The sequence below is a fragment of the Protofrankia sp. Cr1 genome, from assembly GCF_963555865.1.
In the GTDB taxonomy this organism is placed as follows: Bacteria; Actinomycetota; Actinomycetes; order Frankiales; family Frankiaceae; genus Protofrankia.
In genome coordinates, this window is record NZ_CAUVXO010000016.1 from 16696 (window position 1) to 30989 (window position 14294).

Here is a 14294-nt window from a genome sequence, read left to right on the forward strand (position 1 = left end):
GCCGTTGCCGTTGCCGCCGGTCAACTCGACCGACGGAGGTCCGGGCGGCTCCTGCGGCAACGGCGTCGTCATGGGAAAAGATTGTGGACGGTGGGGCAACGTTGTGCTCAATGCCCTACCCCTGACATTTCCGGCCATCCTCCGGTTGCCACTCGTTCACGGTCTCACGCCGCGCCGGGAGCCGATCCCAGGCCCGAAGCGTCCCCACCGTCACGTGAGGAGCCGGTCACGTGCGATACATGATCACTAATGGGTCCGCGAATCTGGTCCGGCCCGTGCGTGGGCACGGGTGCCCACAGTTTGCGCGGCCCGGCGTCCGCGCGGGGCAGGCCGCGGCCCACGACGACCTCTGCCGAGAGCACGGTGAGCGACGACTTCGAGACGATCACCGGGTTCAGCGTGAGCGATGCCACCTCCGGCAGGTCATCCGCGAGCCGCGCGACCCGCATGAGCAGAAGCTCGAGAGCTGCCACGTCGACCGTCTCCGCGCCTCGGTAACCGAACAGCAGCGGGGCGGCCCGCACCGACCGCACCAACCGCGCCGCGTCGGAGTCGGTAAGCGGTAGGACGTGGTGGGCACGGTCGCCGAGCAGATCCGTGGCCGGTCCCGCCAAGCCGAAGGACACCAACGGCCCGTACCGCGGATGCTCCAGGGAACCGATCACCACCGCAACACCCGCCGGGGCCATCCGTTGCACCACGAAGGACCCGCTGGTGGCGAGCTGCCCGGCATCGAGTTGGGTGAGCATCGCCGACCAGGCCGCCCGCAACGCCGCCGGACCGAACAGGTCGAGCCGCTGCCCACCGAGCTCGGGGCGGTGCCGATACGGACGGGCGCGCGCTTTGAGGGCCACCGGCCATCCGAGCCGCTCCGCGGCCAGCACCGCCTCATCGCCGGAGGTGACGGTGATGAACGGCTGGACGTCGATGCCGTAGCAGTCGAGCAGATCGGCCGCCCGGGCCTCGTCGATCGGACCGGAACAGCCGGCGAGCAGCGTCCGGGCCTCCTTGGCCCGCCGGGTGAGCTCGGGCACCGAACCGGTCGGTTCCGCGCGCCACTCGGCGTATGACACGGCCCGCACCAACGCCGCCACGGCGCCCTCTGGTGACGGATAGCCCGGCACACCCGCGAGGTCCGGTGGTACCTCGGTGCCCAGAACCGTCGCGAGGACGGGCACGTCGACGAGCCTGGCGGCCGCCGCGACTGCCCTCGCGACCGGCCCGGGTTGCGCCGGCGGCAGGCGGACCACCGTCGCGATCAGAGCGTCCGCGCGACCCGCGGCGTCGATGAGAACCTCGGTGAACGCCTCGGGCGGGGTGCCGCCCGGTAGGAGGATCCGCTCCACCGCGAGGCCGGAGGCCTCCGCCGCCTGGCAGGTCAGCCAGACCAACGCCCGGGAGTCACCGACCACGGCGACCCGACGGCCGGCCGGCAGTGGCTGGGAGGTCAGCAGCAGCGCGACGTCGAAACCCTGGGAGATCCGGTCAACCCTGATCACGCCGGTCTGGTGTAGTAACGCGTCATCCAGGGTCGAGCGGCCGCTGGTCACCACGACCACCGGCGTGCGCCGGCCGACCCGGCGGGCCAGCCGGGCGAACTTGCGTGGGTTCCCGAAGGTTTCGACGTGCATGAAGACCACGTCGGTGGCCGGATCCTCCTCCCAGAACTGGAGAAGATCATTGCCGCTGACGTCGACCCGGTCGCCGGCCGAGACGAAACTCGACAGACCGACCCCACGGGCGGCGGCCGCCTCCAGCAGCGCCGCGCCGAGCGGTCCGGACTGTGAGTAGCAGCCGACCCGCCCGGGCGCGGGCATCCGGCCCGCCAACGACGCGTTCAGCCCGGTGGCGAGATTCTGGATACCCAGGCTCGCCGGGCCCACCACGCGCATACCGAACGCACGGGCCGCGGCCGTGACCTCGATCTCCGCCTGGTAATCGCCGAGATCGGTGAGCATCACCAGGCCGCGAACGCCCTTGCGACCGCACTGGTCGATGACCTCGGGCACGATGCGCGGTGGCACGCATACCACGGCCAGGTCCACCGGACCGTCGATGTCGGTCACCGAGGCAACCGCCCGCACGGACGCGACCGCGCCCGGAACGTCGGCCGCTGCGGGGTTGACGGGGTAGACCGGACCGGCGAACCCACCGGCCAGCAGGTGCCGGAAGACCATCTGGCCGACCGCGTTGCGATCCCGGGAAGCCCCGATCACCGCCACCGAGCGGGGGTGCATCAGCCGGACGATCGACGCGGCCTCCGCGTGGTGTTCGCGGGCACGCATGACGTCCACCGAGGTCTGCGTCGGCGCGATCTCGAACGACATCCGGACCGCACCGCTGTCCCACGTTCGCGACACGGTGTAACCGGCATCCAGGAAAACTCCGATCATCTGGCGGTTCTCGCCGAGCACGTCGGCGTCGAAACGGCGGATCCCGCGTTCGGCAGCCGCGGCCGCCAGATGTTCCAGCAGGACCGATCCCAGGCCGCGTCCCTGGTGCGCGTCCTCCACGAGAAAGGCGACCTCCGCCGCCGGCGCCGGACGCACCAGCTCCGATGGTGGCCCGTCCGGGTCCACGTGGTCACGCTCAGCATCGGATGCCACCACCTGCGTGCCCTCCCAGTGGGCGATGGCCACGATCTCGTCCCCGATGAGCGTGACCAACGCGCCGCGCACCCGCTGGTCGAGCACAGTCATCCGCTGGATGTCGGTGTCGGTGAGCGGCCCGCGCGCGCTGAAGTAGCGGAAGTAGATGGTGCGCGTCGACAGCCGACCCCAAAAGGCGCGCAACCGGTCACCGTCACCGGGCACGACCGGACGCAGCCGGGCGGTACCCCCGTCAGCGAGGATGACGTCCGCCTCCCACCTCGCCGGGTAGTTCGCCGCCGCATCAGCCTGCGTCGACTCGTAATGTCTCGAATGCGCCGTGTCACTCATCGGTCAACGAGGGGGTCGAGACCGTGCAACGGAAGGATCTCTCGTCGGGTGGCCGCCACCGCCCGGTCCAAGGGGTCATCCGGATCGCCATCCCCGGCGTCCCAGGGATGAAAGGCGATGTCGACGCCGTCACCGAAGCGTTCGGGCACGGAACCGCCGGTGAGTGCCGCACCGGTCGCCGCACGAACCCGGGCGTCAGCGGTGTGGCGCCAGTCGTCGGGCACCGGTCGCGAACAGTCGAGCGGCACATGACCGGCGATGGCCAACAGGTGCGTCCATGCACGCGGCACCACCGACGCGAGCGCATAGCCGCCGCCACCACAGGCAACCCATCGTCCCCCGCACACTTCATGTGCCAGATCGTGCAGGGTCTGGTAGGACGCACGCTGTCCTTCGACCGACAGTGTCAGATCCCCGAGCGGATCGAGGAAATGAGTGTCACATCCGTGCTGGGTGACCAGGATCTCAGGGGCGAACGCACGCAGCAGCACCGGTACCACGCCGCTGAACGCCCGCAGCCAGCCGGCGTCACCGGTGCGGGGCGGCAACGCCACGTTGACCGACATGCCGCAGGCCTCCCCCGCCCCGGATTCGTCCGGGAAACCGGTTCCGGGGAACAGGGTCCGGCCGGACTGGTGCAGCGAGATCGTCAGCACCCGCGGATCATCGTAGAACGCGGCCTGGACACCATCGCCGTGGTGGACGTCCACATCGACATAGGCCACCCGGGCGGCGCCGTTATGCAGCAACCAGGCGATTGCCACCGCCGGGTCGTTGTAGATGCAGAAGCCGCTGGCAGCGACCCGCATCGCGTGGTGCAGCCCGCCGGCGGGAGCCACCGCATGGCCGTGCCGTCCCGTCCACACGCCCGAGGCCGCGGCCAGGGTCGCCCCGGTGATGCGGGCGGCAGCGGTGTGCATGGACTCGAAGACGGGATTGTCGGGCGTTCCCAGGCCGAACATGGCCGCCAGGCCGCGCGCGGCGTATTGCGGCGCCCGGCGCACCGCCTGGATGTAGGCGGGGTCGTGGACAAGCTCGATCAGCTCATCCGTTGCCAGCCGGCCCGGCTGGACCGCCACATTGGGGCCGGCCAGCACCCCGGTACGCGCGGCCAGGTCCATGGTCAGCTCGAGGCGGACGGAGTTCAGCGGGTGGGTACGCCCGAAGCCGTAGGCGGCCAGGTCGGAGTCCCACACGACCAACGTCGGCCCGGACCCATCGCCGTCAGCGGAACCGTCCGGCCGCGAAGAACCGCCCATGATTCGACCTTAGGCCAAAGGCTGCGCGAGCATGTCCCTTGCGCGCAGCCGGCGGCCCCACCCGGCCAGCCCGGCCATCTCGACGCCTCGAATTCGTTAGGGTCTGACTCCGTGGCTGTTGGACACGGTGATGAACCCGAGGTTGCGTCGGATGCCGGACCCTGGACGGATACCTCGGGACGGCGGCTGTGGGCGCCATCCCCGCAACGGGTCCGTGCCGCCGGGGTCACCGCCTATCTGCACTGGCTGGCTACTGAACGCGGCCGAACGCTGGCGGACGCCGGCGCCCTGTGGCAGTGGTCGGTGGACGACCTTGATGGGTTCTGGGACTCGATCTGGGACTTCTGTGCGGTCGAGGGCGACCGCGGGGACGGCCCGGCCCTTGCCGACGCTCGGATGCCGGGCGCCCGGTGGTTCCCGACAGCCAGGGTGAACTATGCCGAGAACGCCCTGACCCGCCATGGCTCCGCGCCCGCGGTGATCGCTGTCCGCGAGGACGCGACCACCGCCGTAGTCTCCTGGGACGAGCTCCGCCGCGAGGTCGCGGCGGCGGCGGGCGGGCTGCGACGCCTGGGTGTCAGCCCTGGCGACCGAGTGTGCGCTGTGCTGCCGAACTGCGTCCATGCGGTGGTGGCGATGCTTGCCACCACCGCCATCGGTGCGGTCTGGTCGTCCTGTTCCCCGGACTTCGGGTCCACCGCCCTTGCCGACCGCTTCGCTCAGATCACCCCGACGGTGCTCATCGGAGTGGACGGCTACACCTACGGCGGCAACTCCTTCGACACGCTCGGTGTGCTCGGTGCGGCAGCTGAACGCCTACCTGATCTACGCGCGACGGTCGTCATTCCCTATCTGGCCGCGGATGCCGTCGAGCGGGCCCACCAGGCCGCTCTGCCGGCTGTCATCTCCTGGGAGGATCTCCTGGCGGGGTCTGAGGATGAGCTTCCCGTCTTCCATCGGGTCCCCTTCGACGCGCCGCTGTGGATCCTGTACTCCTCGGGTTCGACCGGCCGGCCCAAACCAATCGTGCAGGGCCATGGCGGAATCCTCCTGGAGCACCTCAAGTCGTTGGTACTCCATCTCGACCTGGGCCCCGACGACCGCTTTCTGTGGGTGACGAACACCGGCTGGATGATGTGGAACATGCTCGTGTCCGGCCTGCTGGCCGGAGCGACCGTGGTTCTGTTCGACGGCAGCCCGAAATTTCCCGACCTGGGCGCCCTGTGGCGGCTCGCCGAAGCTGTCCGCGTCACCTGCTTGGGAACGAGCCCAGGTTTTCTGACCGCGTGTGAACGCTCGGGCATCGTCCCCCGGGAAATCGCCGACCTCGCCGCGATACGCACCATCGGCTCCACCGGTGCGCCGCTGTCTCCGGACGGTTACGCCTGGGTCTACGACGCGGTCGGCTCCGACCTCATGCTCGCATCGATCAGCGGCGGCACGGACATGTGCACGGCGGTCGCGATGGGCCTGCCCACCGTGGCGGTGCACGCAGGGGAGATCGCCATGCGCGGGCTCGGTTGCGCGGTGAGCATCTTCGACGACGACGGCAAGGAGCTCCTCAACGAGATCGGCGAACTGGTGATCACTGCTCCCATGCCCTCGATGCCGCTTTTCCTATGGGGCGACGAGGACGGCTCCCTACTCCGTACGTCCTACTTCTCGACCTACAACGGGGTGTGGCGCCACGGCGACTGGGCCCGGATCACCCCCGACGGATCGGTGATCATATATGGCCGCTCGGACGCGACGCTGAACCGTGGTGGTGTCCGGATCGGTACCGCCGAGCTCTACCAGGTGGTGGAGAGCACCCCCGGCGTCGCGGACAGCCTTGTGATTGACACCTCGACCACCGAGCGACCCGGCGAACTCGTGCTGTACGTCGCGTTGGACGACGGCACCACGCTCGACGGCGCCTTCATGAACACCCTGTTGACCACAATCCGGCATGATCTCAGCCCACGTCATGTGCCCGACCGGGTCGAGCAGGTCGCCGCGATCCCGCGCACCCACAGCGGCAAGAAGCTGGAGGTACCGGTCCGGCGGCTGCTGCTGGGCGCGCCCCTGGAGCAGGCCGTCAGCCTCGGCGCGGTCGCCAACCCCGAGGCGTTGCTGCCGTTCATCTCGCCCGCGGCCCAATAGGAGCGCCCGGCAAAGCGAGATCCCCTGCCCGGTGACCGGACAGGGGATCTCCACCAGGACAACGCACTACCTCACCGGACGTGCCACTTCCCCGGCTGGGTCAGTCGAGAAACTCGCGCAGTCTGCCCGCGACCGCCGGCTTGCGCAGTTCACGAAGGGTGTCGCGCTCGATCTGGCGAATCCGCTCGCGGGTAAGCCCGAGACGGTTGCCGACCTCGGCAAGCGTGTGCTGCTTGCCGTCGGCAAGACCGAACCGCAGCCGCATGACCTCACGTTCACGTGGTGTGAGCCCGCTCAACACACCCTCGATCTCGTCCTGCATGGCGCCGTAGGAGGCGGCGTCCGCAGGCGAGGTGGCGTCCGCGTCCTCGATGAAGTCACCGAGAACGGAGTCGCCGTCGTCGCCGACCGCGGTCTCCAGGCTGACCGTGTCCTGGGCGTACCGGCGGAGTTCGACGACCTGTTCGATCGGCATGTCGAGCTCCAGCGCCAGCTCCTCGTCGGTCGGCTCCCGGCCGAGCGTGGAGACGAGCTGGCGCTGCAGTCGCGTAATCTTGTTGATCTGCTCGACGACATGGACCGGGATTCGGATGGTCCTGGCCTGGTCCGCCAGCGCCCGACCGATCGCCTGCCTGATCCACCAGGTGGCGTAGGTCGAGAACTTGTAACCCTTTGCGTAGTCGAACTTCTCGACCGCGCGGATCAGACCGAGGTTGCCCTCCTGGACCAGGTCGAGCAGGGTCATGCCGCGACCGCTGTACTTCTTGGCGACCGAGACCACAAGACGCAGGTTCGCCGAGACCAGCTGCTGTTTCGCCGCATGCCCGTCCCGGACCAGGGTCTGGAGGTCACGCCGCAGAGCCGGCTCCAGATCGGAGTCGGTCTCCAGCTTGTACTCGGCAAACAGGCCAGCCTCGACCCGCTTGGACAGTTCGACCTCCTGCGCGGCGTTGAGCAGGGGTACCTTGCCGATCTCGCGCAGGTACATACGCACGAGGTCGGCGGTTCCGGCATGCTCCGAGGTTGCGCGGGCAGCCGGCGCTCCAGTTGTTGGCTCCTCCTCGTCGAGAACCTCGACGCCGAGAGTGGTCAACCGGGCAATCAGGACGGGAAGTAGTTCAAGACCGAGGTCAGCGGTCTCGAGTGCTTCGCGAAGTTCGGCGTGACTCAGTTCGCCGGATTCGCGTCCACGCGCGACAAGCTCGGCGACCTGAGTAACGTCGAGTTCGTCGGTATCATCGGGCACGGCGGCCAGGCCACGGCCGGGCGTCGTGCGTGCAGGAGTGGCCGCCCGGCGGGTACGTCGCGTGCTCGTGGCACGCGTACGCGGCTCGTCGGGGCGCTCGTGAAGTTCCAGGGCAGGCAGCGTCATCAGTAGCAGATCCGAAGGTCGGTGCGGGTGGCGGGTCTTGGTGCTTGCACGTATGGGCAACGCCTTGCGACGTCTCTCCCATTCCGCGTTCAGACACAACCGGACGTAAGCGATCGCCGGGTCTACGAAGCAGTGTAGACCCTCGCCCTCGGGACGCTGCACCCGCTGTCGCGAAGACTACCCTGCAGATCGGCCGGTGTGTCGTGAATAACTAACTATCTCTTGAGCTCTCCACATCCACGAGTCGATATCGAGCTCAGACACAACAGACAACCCATACAGAAACAACCCCCGCCGGATCTCAAAATGATCGCGACACCGCAACCCTCAAACGATGTCCCTACCCGGCAGTCCCCGGCCAGGACATCAGGTGATGATCTCGACTGGACAACGGAGGACACCACAGCGGGCCATTCGACCGTCGGTGGTCACCAGGACGCAGCCGTACGTCTCGGCCGCTGCGGCGTAGGCCGCGTCATACGTGGTCAGGTTGGAACGAAGTTCCCATATGCGGGGTAGCAGCACACGGGTGTGAGGGACCACCGGCTCAAGCCCGGCGAGTGCCTCGACTGCGTCCGCCGCATGGCGCGGACTGATTTTTCCAGCGAGCAGGTTGCCACGGATCACCGACAGCACCTCGACCATCCAGTGCTCGGGCGCGATCCACCGGTCGTCCGCACGAAGCACCGAACGGCAGCGCTCGCCGATGCCGCCGTCGTCGAGCAGGCAGAACGCGAACACGGAAGCATCAACAACGATCATGTCTCGTCTTCCGGGACGCCCAGGGAGAAGTCACGGGTGGCCCGCTCCGCTCGCAACGTGTCCACGACATCCCCGAGCGCCAGGCGCGTGCCATGGGAGCCACGTGAGAACCTTTCCAGGACGGCCAGGTTGTCACGCCGCCGCACCTCGTCCCGCACGATGTCGAGGAGGTAGGTCTGCAGTGACTGACCGCGTGCCAGGGCAATCGCGGCCAGACGGTCGCGGATCTCTTCCGGAACATCACGAATCTGCAGAGCCACCATACATGCAAGTATGCATGCAATCGGAGAGCGCAGCCTCCTAACTGCAGCCGCTGGTGGAGCCGCACTGCTCGCAGACGTAACAGCTACCCGCCGGGCGCATGGTCACCCCGCAGGTGAAGCACAGCGGCGCGTCGACCACGTTCTGCGCCGACAGCGACTCCCCCGATGGGATCTCCGCCGACGGGATCTCCGCGGCCTCGACGATGCCGGACCCGCCATGCTGTCCGGTGAGCTGCTGTGTCCGTTCCTGGGCGCTCAACACGCCGAGCTCCACCCGGGTCTCCTCGGGTAGGTAGTCCAGCGCCAGGCGGCGGAAGAGGTAGTCCATCACAGACTGGGCTATTCGGACATCAGGGTCATCGGTCATGCCAGCCGGCTCGAAACGCATGTTGATGAATTTGCGGACGTAGGTCTCCAGCGGGACTCCGTACTGGAGCGCGATCGAAATCGCGATGGAAAACGCGTCCATCACGCCGGACAGGGTCGAGCCCTGCTTCGACATCTTGATGAAGACCTCACCAAGACCGTCATCGGGGTAGGACCCGGCGGTCATGTAGCCTTCTGCGCCGCCGACCGAGAAGGACACGGTCTGCGACGGCCGGATCTTCGGCAGGCGACGGCGGACGGGCCGGTACTCTTCCTGCGCTGTGCCGGCTGTGCCCGCGGCCGCGGAGTCAAGGCCCGCGGCGGCACCCGCGGACCTCCGCGCGCCACGCAGGTCGGACAGCGGCTGGCCGACCTTGCAGTTGTCGCGGTAGATGGCCAGAGCCTTCAGCCCAAGCCGCCAACCCTCCAGATAGATCCCCTTGACATCCTCGACGGTCGCAGCCGCCGGCATGTTGACGGTCTTCGAAATGGCTCCGGACAGGAATGGCTGGACTGCCGCCATCATCCGGATGTGTCCCATCGGGCTGATCGCCCGTTCGCCGATCGCGCAGTCGAAGACCTCGTAATGCTCATGACGCAGGCCCGGCGCGTCGATGACATGGCCGTGCTCGGCTACGTACTCGACGATCGCCTCAACCGTCTCGTCGGGGTAGCCAAGCGCCCGCAGCGCGGCGGGAACCGTCTGGTTGACGATCCGCATGCTGGATCCGCCCACCATCTTCTTCATCTTCACCAGTGCGAGGTCGGGTTCGATGCCGGTGGTGTCGCAGTCCATCGCCAACCCGATCGTGCCGGTCGGGGCGAGCAGACTGACCTGCGCATTGCGCCACCCGTGCTTCTCGCCCACGGCGTGCCCGCGGGCCCATTCGCTGGCGGCCAGGGCGAGTATCCGGGCATCGTCCGCTCCGACCGTGCGGACCGTGTCGGCCGCGGCCGCGTGCTTACGGATCACCCGGCGATGGGCGTGGGCGTTGGCCGCGAAACCGTCGTAGGCCCCGACCGTGCCGGCGAGCTGCGCGGAGCGTCGGTAGGCCACGGCCGTCATCAGCGCGGTGATCGCGGCCGCCATCGCCCGGCCTCCCTCGGAGTCGTACGCGCGTCCCGTCGCCATGAGAAGCGCGCCGAGGTTGGCGTAGCCGATCCCGAGCTGGCGGAACGTCCGGGTCACCCGGGTGATCTCCGGGGTCGGGAAGTCAGCGAAACAGATCGAGATGTCCATCGCGGTGATGACCAGCTCGATGGCGGCGATGAACGCCTCACCGTCGAAGGTCAAATCGTCGCGCAGGAACCGCATCAGGTTCAGCGAGGCCAGGTTGCAACTGGAGTTGTCCAGGTGCACGTACTCACTGCACGGGTTGCTGGCACTGATCCGGCCGGAGTCCGGGCAGGTGTGCCAGTCATTGATCGTGTCGTCGTACTGGATCCCCGGATCCGCGCAGTCCCACGCGGCGTGCGCGATCGTATGGAACAGCGACCGCGCCGGGATGGTCTCGATGATCCGTCCGTCGATCCGGGCCCGCAGGTGGAAGTCGGTGTCGTCGACGACCGCCCGCATGAACTCGTCCGTCACCCGGACCGAGTTGTTGGCGTTCTGGTACTGCACCGAGACGATGTCGCGGCCGCCGAGATCCATGTCGAAGCCGGCATCCCGCAATGCCCGGATCTTGCTTTCCTCACGTGCCTTGCTCTCGACGAAGTCGACGATGTCTGGATGGTCGACGTCGAGCACAACCATCTTCGCGGCCCGTCGGGTCGCACCACCCGACTTGATCGTCCCAGCCGAGGCGTCGGCTCCGCGCATGAAACTCACCGGTCCGGACGCGGTGCCGCCCGAGGACAACAGTTCCTTGGACGAGCGGATGCGCGACAGGTTCAGCCCGGCACCCGACCCGCCCTTGAAAATCAGACCCTCTTCCCGGTACCAGTTGAGAATCGACTCCATCGTGTCGTCGACCGCGAGGATGAAACAGGCTGAGACCTGTTGCGGCGCCGCGGTGCCCACGTTGAACCACACGGGACTGTTGAAGCTGAAGACCTGGTGCAGCAGCATCCACGCCAGTTCATGCTCGAAGACCTCGGCGTCGGCCTCCGAGGCGAAGTACCCGTTCTCCAACCCGGCCGCCGCGTAGGTGCGCACGACCCGGTCGATGAGCTGGCGCAGGGACCATTCGCGGGTGGCGCTGCCCAACGCACCACGGAAGTACTTGCTCGTGACGATGTTCGTGGCGTTCACCGACCAGAAGTCGGGGAACTCCACCCCGCGCTGCTCGAAGTTGACCGAACCGTCCCGCCAGTTGGTCATGACGACGTCCCGCAGCTCCCAGGTGACCTCGTCGTAGGGATGCACGCCGGGCGACGTGTGGACACGTCCGACCGTCAGGCCGCTGGTCTTACCAGCGGGCCGGCTCGACTTCGTGCCACGGGTCTCGGTCATGGCGCTCCTCGTCTGGCGGGTACGGCGTCTGGCGGGTACGGCGTCTGGCGGGTACGGCAGGGACGACAACTCGCCGACCCGTGAACTATCTGGCCTGCGCCCGAAGGCCCGCGATCGCGGTCTCGAAGTCCGCCAGGGACTCGAAGGCCAGATACACCGAGGCGAACCTCAGGTAGGCGACCTCGTCAAGAACTTGCAGTGGGCCGAGAATCGCCCGGCCGATCTCGTCCGAGGGAATCTCGGCCGCTCCCGACGCACGCAACCTGTCCTCGACCAGCTGAGCGAGCTGGGCCAGCGCATCGGCCTCAACCGGTCGGCCCTGACATGCCCGGCGCACACCCGCGACCACCTTCGCGCGGCTGAACGGCTCGGTCACACCGCTGCGCTTAATCACCCTCAGCGATGCCTCCTCGATCGTCGTGAACCGACGGCCGCAGGACGAACATGATCGCCTACGGCGGATCGCGGCACCTTCCTCAGCCTCGCGGCTGTCGACAACCCTGCTGTCCGGGTGTCGACAGAACGGGCATCGCACGGACGATCCCCCAAGATCTTGACGACTTACAACTCCGCAACTACCACATGTTGTGGTTAACCATAGGGCTCACCACCATGAACTGGCAAACCGTCGGCGCGTCCGACGGTCACGGCAGGCGAAGCGCCTGCCCGGGAACAAGATCGGTGGTGGCAAGCTGATTCATACCGGCCAGCCGCGCCACGATCACCCGAGTGTCACCCTCAGGAGCCAGCGCACGCGCTATGCCCCATAAGGTCTCTCCGGACCGGACCACGTGAACACGACTGGAACCCGCACCGCCGCGCGGTGCGGCCAACGATGTGACCCGCGCGAGGGACAAGATCAGACAGAAGGCAATCGCGACGAGCGCAACCAGGACCATCCGGCCTCGCCGGGTCAATCTCAGTGGAGGCAGCGCCGGCCGCTCCACCACGCACCCCTTCAACACACCCCTTCACCCCTTGAGATCACGAACTACGAACAGCCGTTCGATCGAACGTCTGATCGAGTTTGTACCTCATGACTCCGACAGAATCGCCACGACACGCTCGAACAGACGTTTGAAAAATCCGGTCGCTGCGGTTACGGTCGTACCGATGAGATGTCGGTCGTGGCCACCGGCTCCGGTTCCTGGCGAAAACACCAGGTCTACCGGGAGCGGAGTCTGTCACGACCGCAAAACGAAGGAGAACGGCAGGTATGACCACCGACCCCAACCGCACCCGACGTGGCCGGCCACCGCGCGGTACCGTGCGCGACCTGCCGGATGGGCCGGCGGACGCGTCGGGCCTGACCCCCCGCCAACGCAAGGTGTTGGAGGTGATCCGCAATGCCGTCGAACGCCGCGGATATCCGCCCAGTGTCCGCGAGATCGGCGAAGCGGTCGGGCTCACCAGCACGAGCAGCGTCGCGCATCAGCTCAAGATGCTGGAGGAGAAGGGCTTCCTGCGCCGTGACCCCCACCGTCCGCGGGCCATGGAAGTGCTCTCAGCGGACGCGCCGGTACGGCCGACGGCACGCGACAGCCTTCACCTCGGGCCGCCACTGGCCCTGACGGCCGACACCGGGGAGTCCACCGCCGCGCCGGAAGCCCGCCGTGAAGCGGCCTACGTGCCCGTCCTCGGTCGTATCGCGGCGGGTGGGCCGATCCTTGCCGAGCAGGCGGTGGAGGACATCTTCCCGCTTCCCCGTGAGATCGTCGGCGAGGGCACGCTGTTCATGCTGAGAGTTGTCGGAGACTCCATGGTCAATGCCGCGATCTGCGACGGGGACTGGGTGGTCGTCCGCCAGCAGCCGGTCGCGGACAACGGCGAGATAGTCGCCGCGATGATCGACGGCGAGGCAACGGTCAAGACGTTGCGTCACCGTGACGGCCACGCATGGCTCCAGCCGCAGAACCCGGCCTATGCCGAAATTCCGGGCGACGAAGCGTCGATCCTCGGTCGGATCGTCGCGGTCCTACGCCGGGTCTGAACATGGATGGTTGTGCCGACCGGGACAGGGCCGACCGCAAGCAGGCCGGGCGAGTGGTGGCGGTCGTCGGTCCGACCGCGGCCGGCAAGAGCGAGCTCGCGATCGATCTCGCCGCCACCCTCGGCGGTGAGATCGTCAATGCCGACTCCATGCAGCTCTACCGCGGCATGGACATCGGCACAGCCAAAGTGCCGCCACGGGATCGCAAGGGCATCCCGCACCATCTGCTTGACGTCTGGGACGTCACCCACACCGCCGACGTGGCGTCGTACCAGGCAAGGGCACGAACAGTCATCGACAATCTTCTGCTTGCCGGTCGGACCCCGGTACTCGTCGGCGGCTCCGGGCTCTATATCAGGGCTGTCATCGACGACCTCAGGTTTCCCGGCACCGACCCGGCGGTGCGAGCACGCCTTGAACGGGAGCTGTCCGAACGTGGGGCTGCCGCGTTACACGCCGACCTGACCGCACGCGCGCCGCAGGCAGCTGCGGCCATACTGGTCGGCAACGGTCGTCGCATCGTGCGCGCGCTGGAAGTGGTGGAGCTCACCGGCGGCTTCACCGCCTCCCTACCGGAGCACCGCGCGGTCTATGACGTTGTTCAGATCGGTCTCGATCATCCCCAGCTCGATGCCCGGGTCGCCGACCGCGTGGCGGAGATGTGGGCTGCCGGCATGGTCGAGGAGGTCCGGACGCTCGCCGACATGGGGCTCCGGAGCGGATGCACCGCTTCGCGGGCGCTGGGT

General features: G+C 67.8%; 11 protein-coding genes. 3 read left to right on the forward strand and 8 right to left on the reverse strand.

Annotated elements, in window-relative coordinates; all coding sequences use genetic code 11:
- Positions 1–164: 164 nt before the first annotated feature.
- Both U9980_RS03225 and U9980_RS03230 read right to left on the reverse strand, forming a co-directional pair.
- A complete protein-coding gene (locus U9980_RS03225; protein WP_322766615.1) occupies positions 165–2939 on the reverse strand; it encodes a GNAT family N-acetyltransferase in 2775 nt (924 codons plus the stop codon).
- On the reverse strand, positions 2936–4198 hold the full coding sequence (locus U9980_RS03230; RefSeq protein ID WP_322766616.1) for an acetoin utilization protein AcuC: 1263 nt from the start codon (positions 4196–4198) through the stop codon (positions 2936–2938). Before U9980_RS03230 ends, U9980_RS03225 begins: the two co-directional genes overlap by 4 nt.
- Before the next feature lie 111 nt (positions 4199–4309).
- Here U9980_RS03230 and U9980_RS03235 point away from each other — a divergent pair, with 111 nt between their 5' ends.
- A complete protein-coding gene (locus U9980_RS03235) occupies positions 4310–6340 on the forward strand; it encodes an acetoacetate--CoA ligase (protein WP_322766617.1) in 2031 nt (676 codons plus the stop codon).
- 100 nt (positions 6341–6440) lie between these two features.
- Here the strand turns inward: U9980_RS03235 and U9980_RS03240 are convergent, their stop codons facing one another.
- The 6 genes from U9980_RS03240 to U9980_RS03265 all read right to left on the reverse strand — a co-directional run bounded on the left by U9980_RS03240 (position 6441) and on the right by U9980_RS03265 (position 12457).
- Entirely contained in the window at positions 6441–7712 is a 1272-nt protein-coding gene (locus U9980_RS03240) for an RNA polymerase sigma factor (protein ID WP_322747879.1), read from the reverse strand.
- A 366-nt stretch (positions 7713–8078) separates the two neighbouring features.
- Complete coding sequence (locus U9980_RS03245) at positions 8079–8474, reverse strand: type II toxin-antitoxin system VapC family toxin (RefSeq protein ID WP_322747878.1); 396 nt, start codon at positions 8472–8474, stop codon at positions 8079–8081.
- Positions 8471–8737, reverse strand: coding sequence for a hypothetical protein (locus tag U9980_RS03250; RefSeq protein WP_416210132.1), 267 nt, complete (start codon positions 8735–8737; stop codon positions 8471–8473). The genes U9980_RS03245 and U9980_RS03250 overlap by 4 nt, the downstream gene beginning before the upstream one ends.
- A 37-nt stretch (positions 8738–8774) precedes the next feature.
- The gene (locus U9980_RS03255) at positions 8775–11558 is read right to left on the reverse strand and encodes a vitamin B12-dependent ribonucleotide reductase (protein ID WP_322766619.1); all 2784 of its coding nucleotides are present in this window, start codon (positions 11556–11558) and stop codon (positions 8775–8777) included.
- A gap of 85 nt (positions 11559–11643) precedes the next feature.
- Complete coding sequence (gene nrdR / locus U9980_RS03260) at positions 11644–12093, reverse strand: transcriptional regulator NrdR (protein WP_322747876.1); 450 nt, start codon at positions 12091–12093, stop codon at positions 11644–11646.
- Between the two features lie 109 nt (positions 12094–12202).
- The gene (locus U9980_RS03265) at positions 12203–12457 is read right to left on the reverse strand and encodes a LysM peptidoglycan-binding domain-containing protein (RefSeq protein WP_322766620.1); all 255 of its coding nucleotides are present in this window, start codon (positions 12455–12457) and stop codon (positions 12203–12205) included.
- Positions 12458–12774: 317 nt separating this feature from the next.
- On the opposite strand from U9980_RS03265, the gene lexA reads away from it, so the two are divergent.
- Together lexA and miaA are read left to right on the forward strand one after the other, a co-directional pair.
- Positions 12775–13548 carry a transcriptional repressor LexA gene (lexA, locus tag U9980_RS03270; protein ID WP_322766621.1) on the forward strand — a complete coding sequence of 258 codons (774 nt, stop codon included), beginning with the start codon at positions 12775–12777 and terminating at the stop codon, positions 13546–13548.
- A gap of 2 nt (positions 13549–13550) precedes the next feature.
- Positions 13551–14294: tRNA (adenosine(37)-N6)-dimethylallyltransferase MiaA (gene miaA / locus U9980_RS03275; RefSeq protein ID WP_322766622.1), on the forward strand; the 744-nt coding region annotated here is incomplete at its 3' end.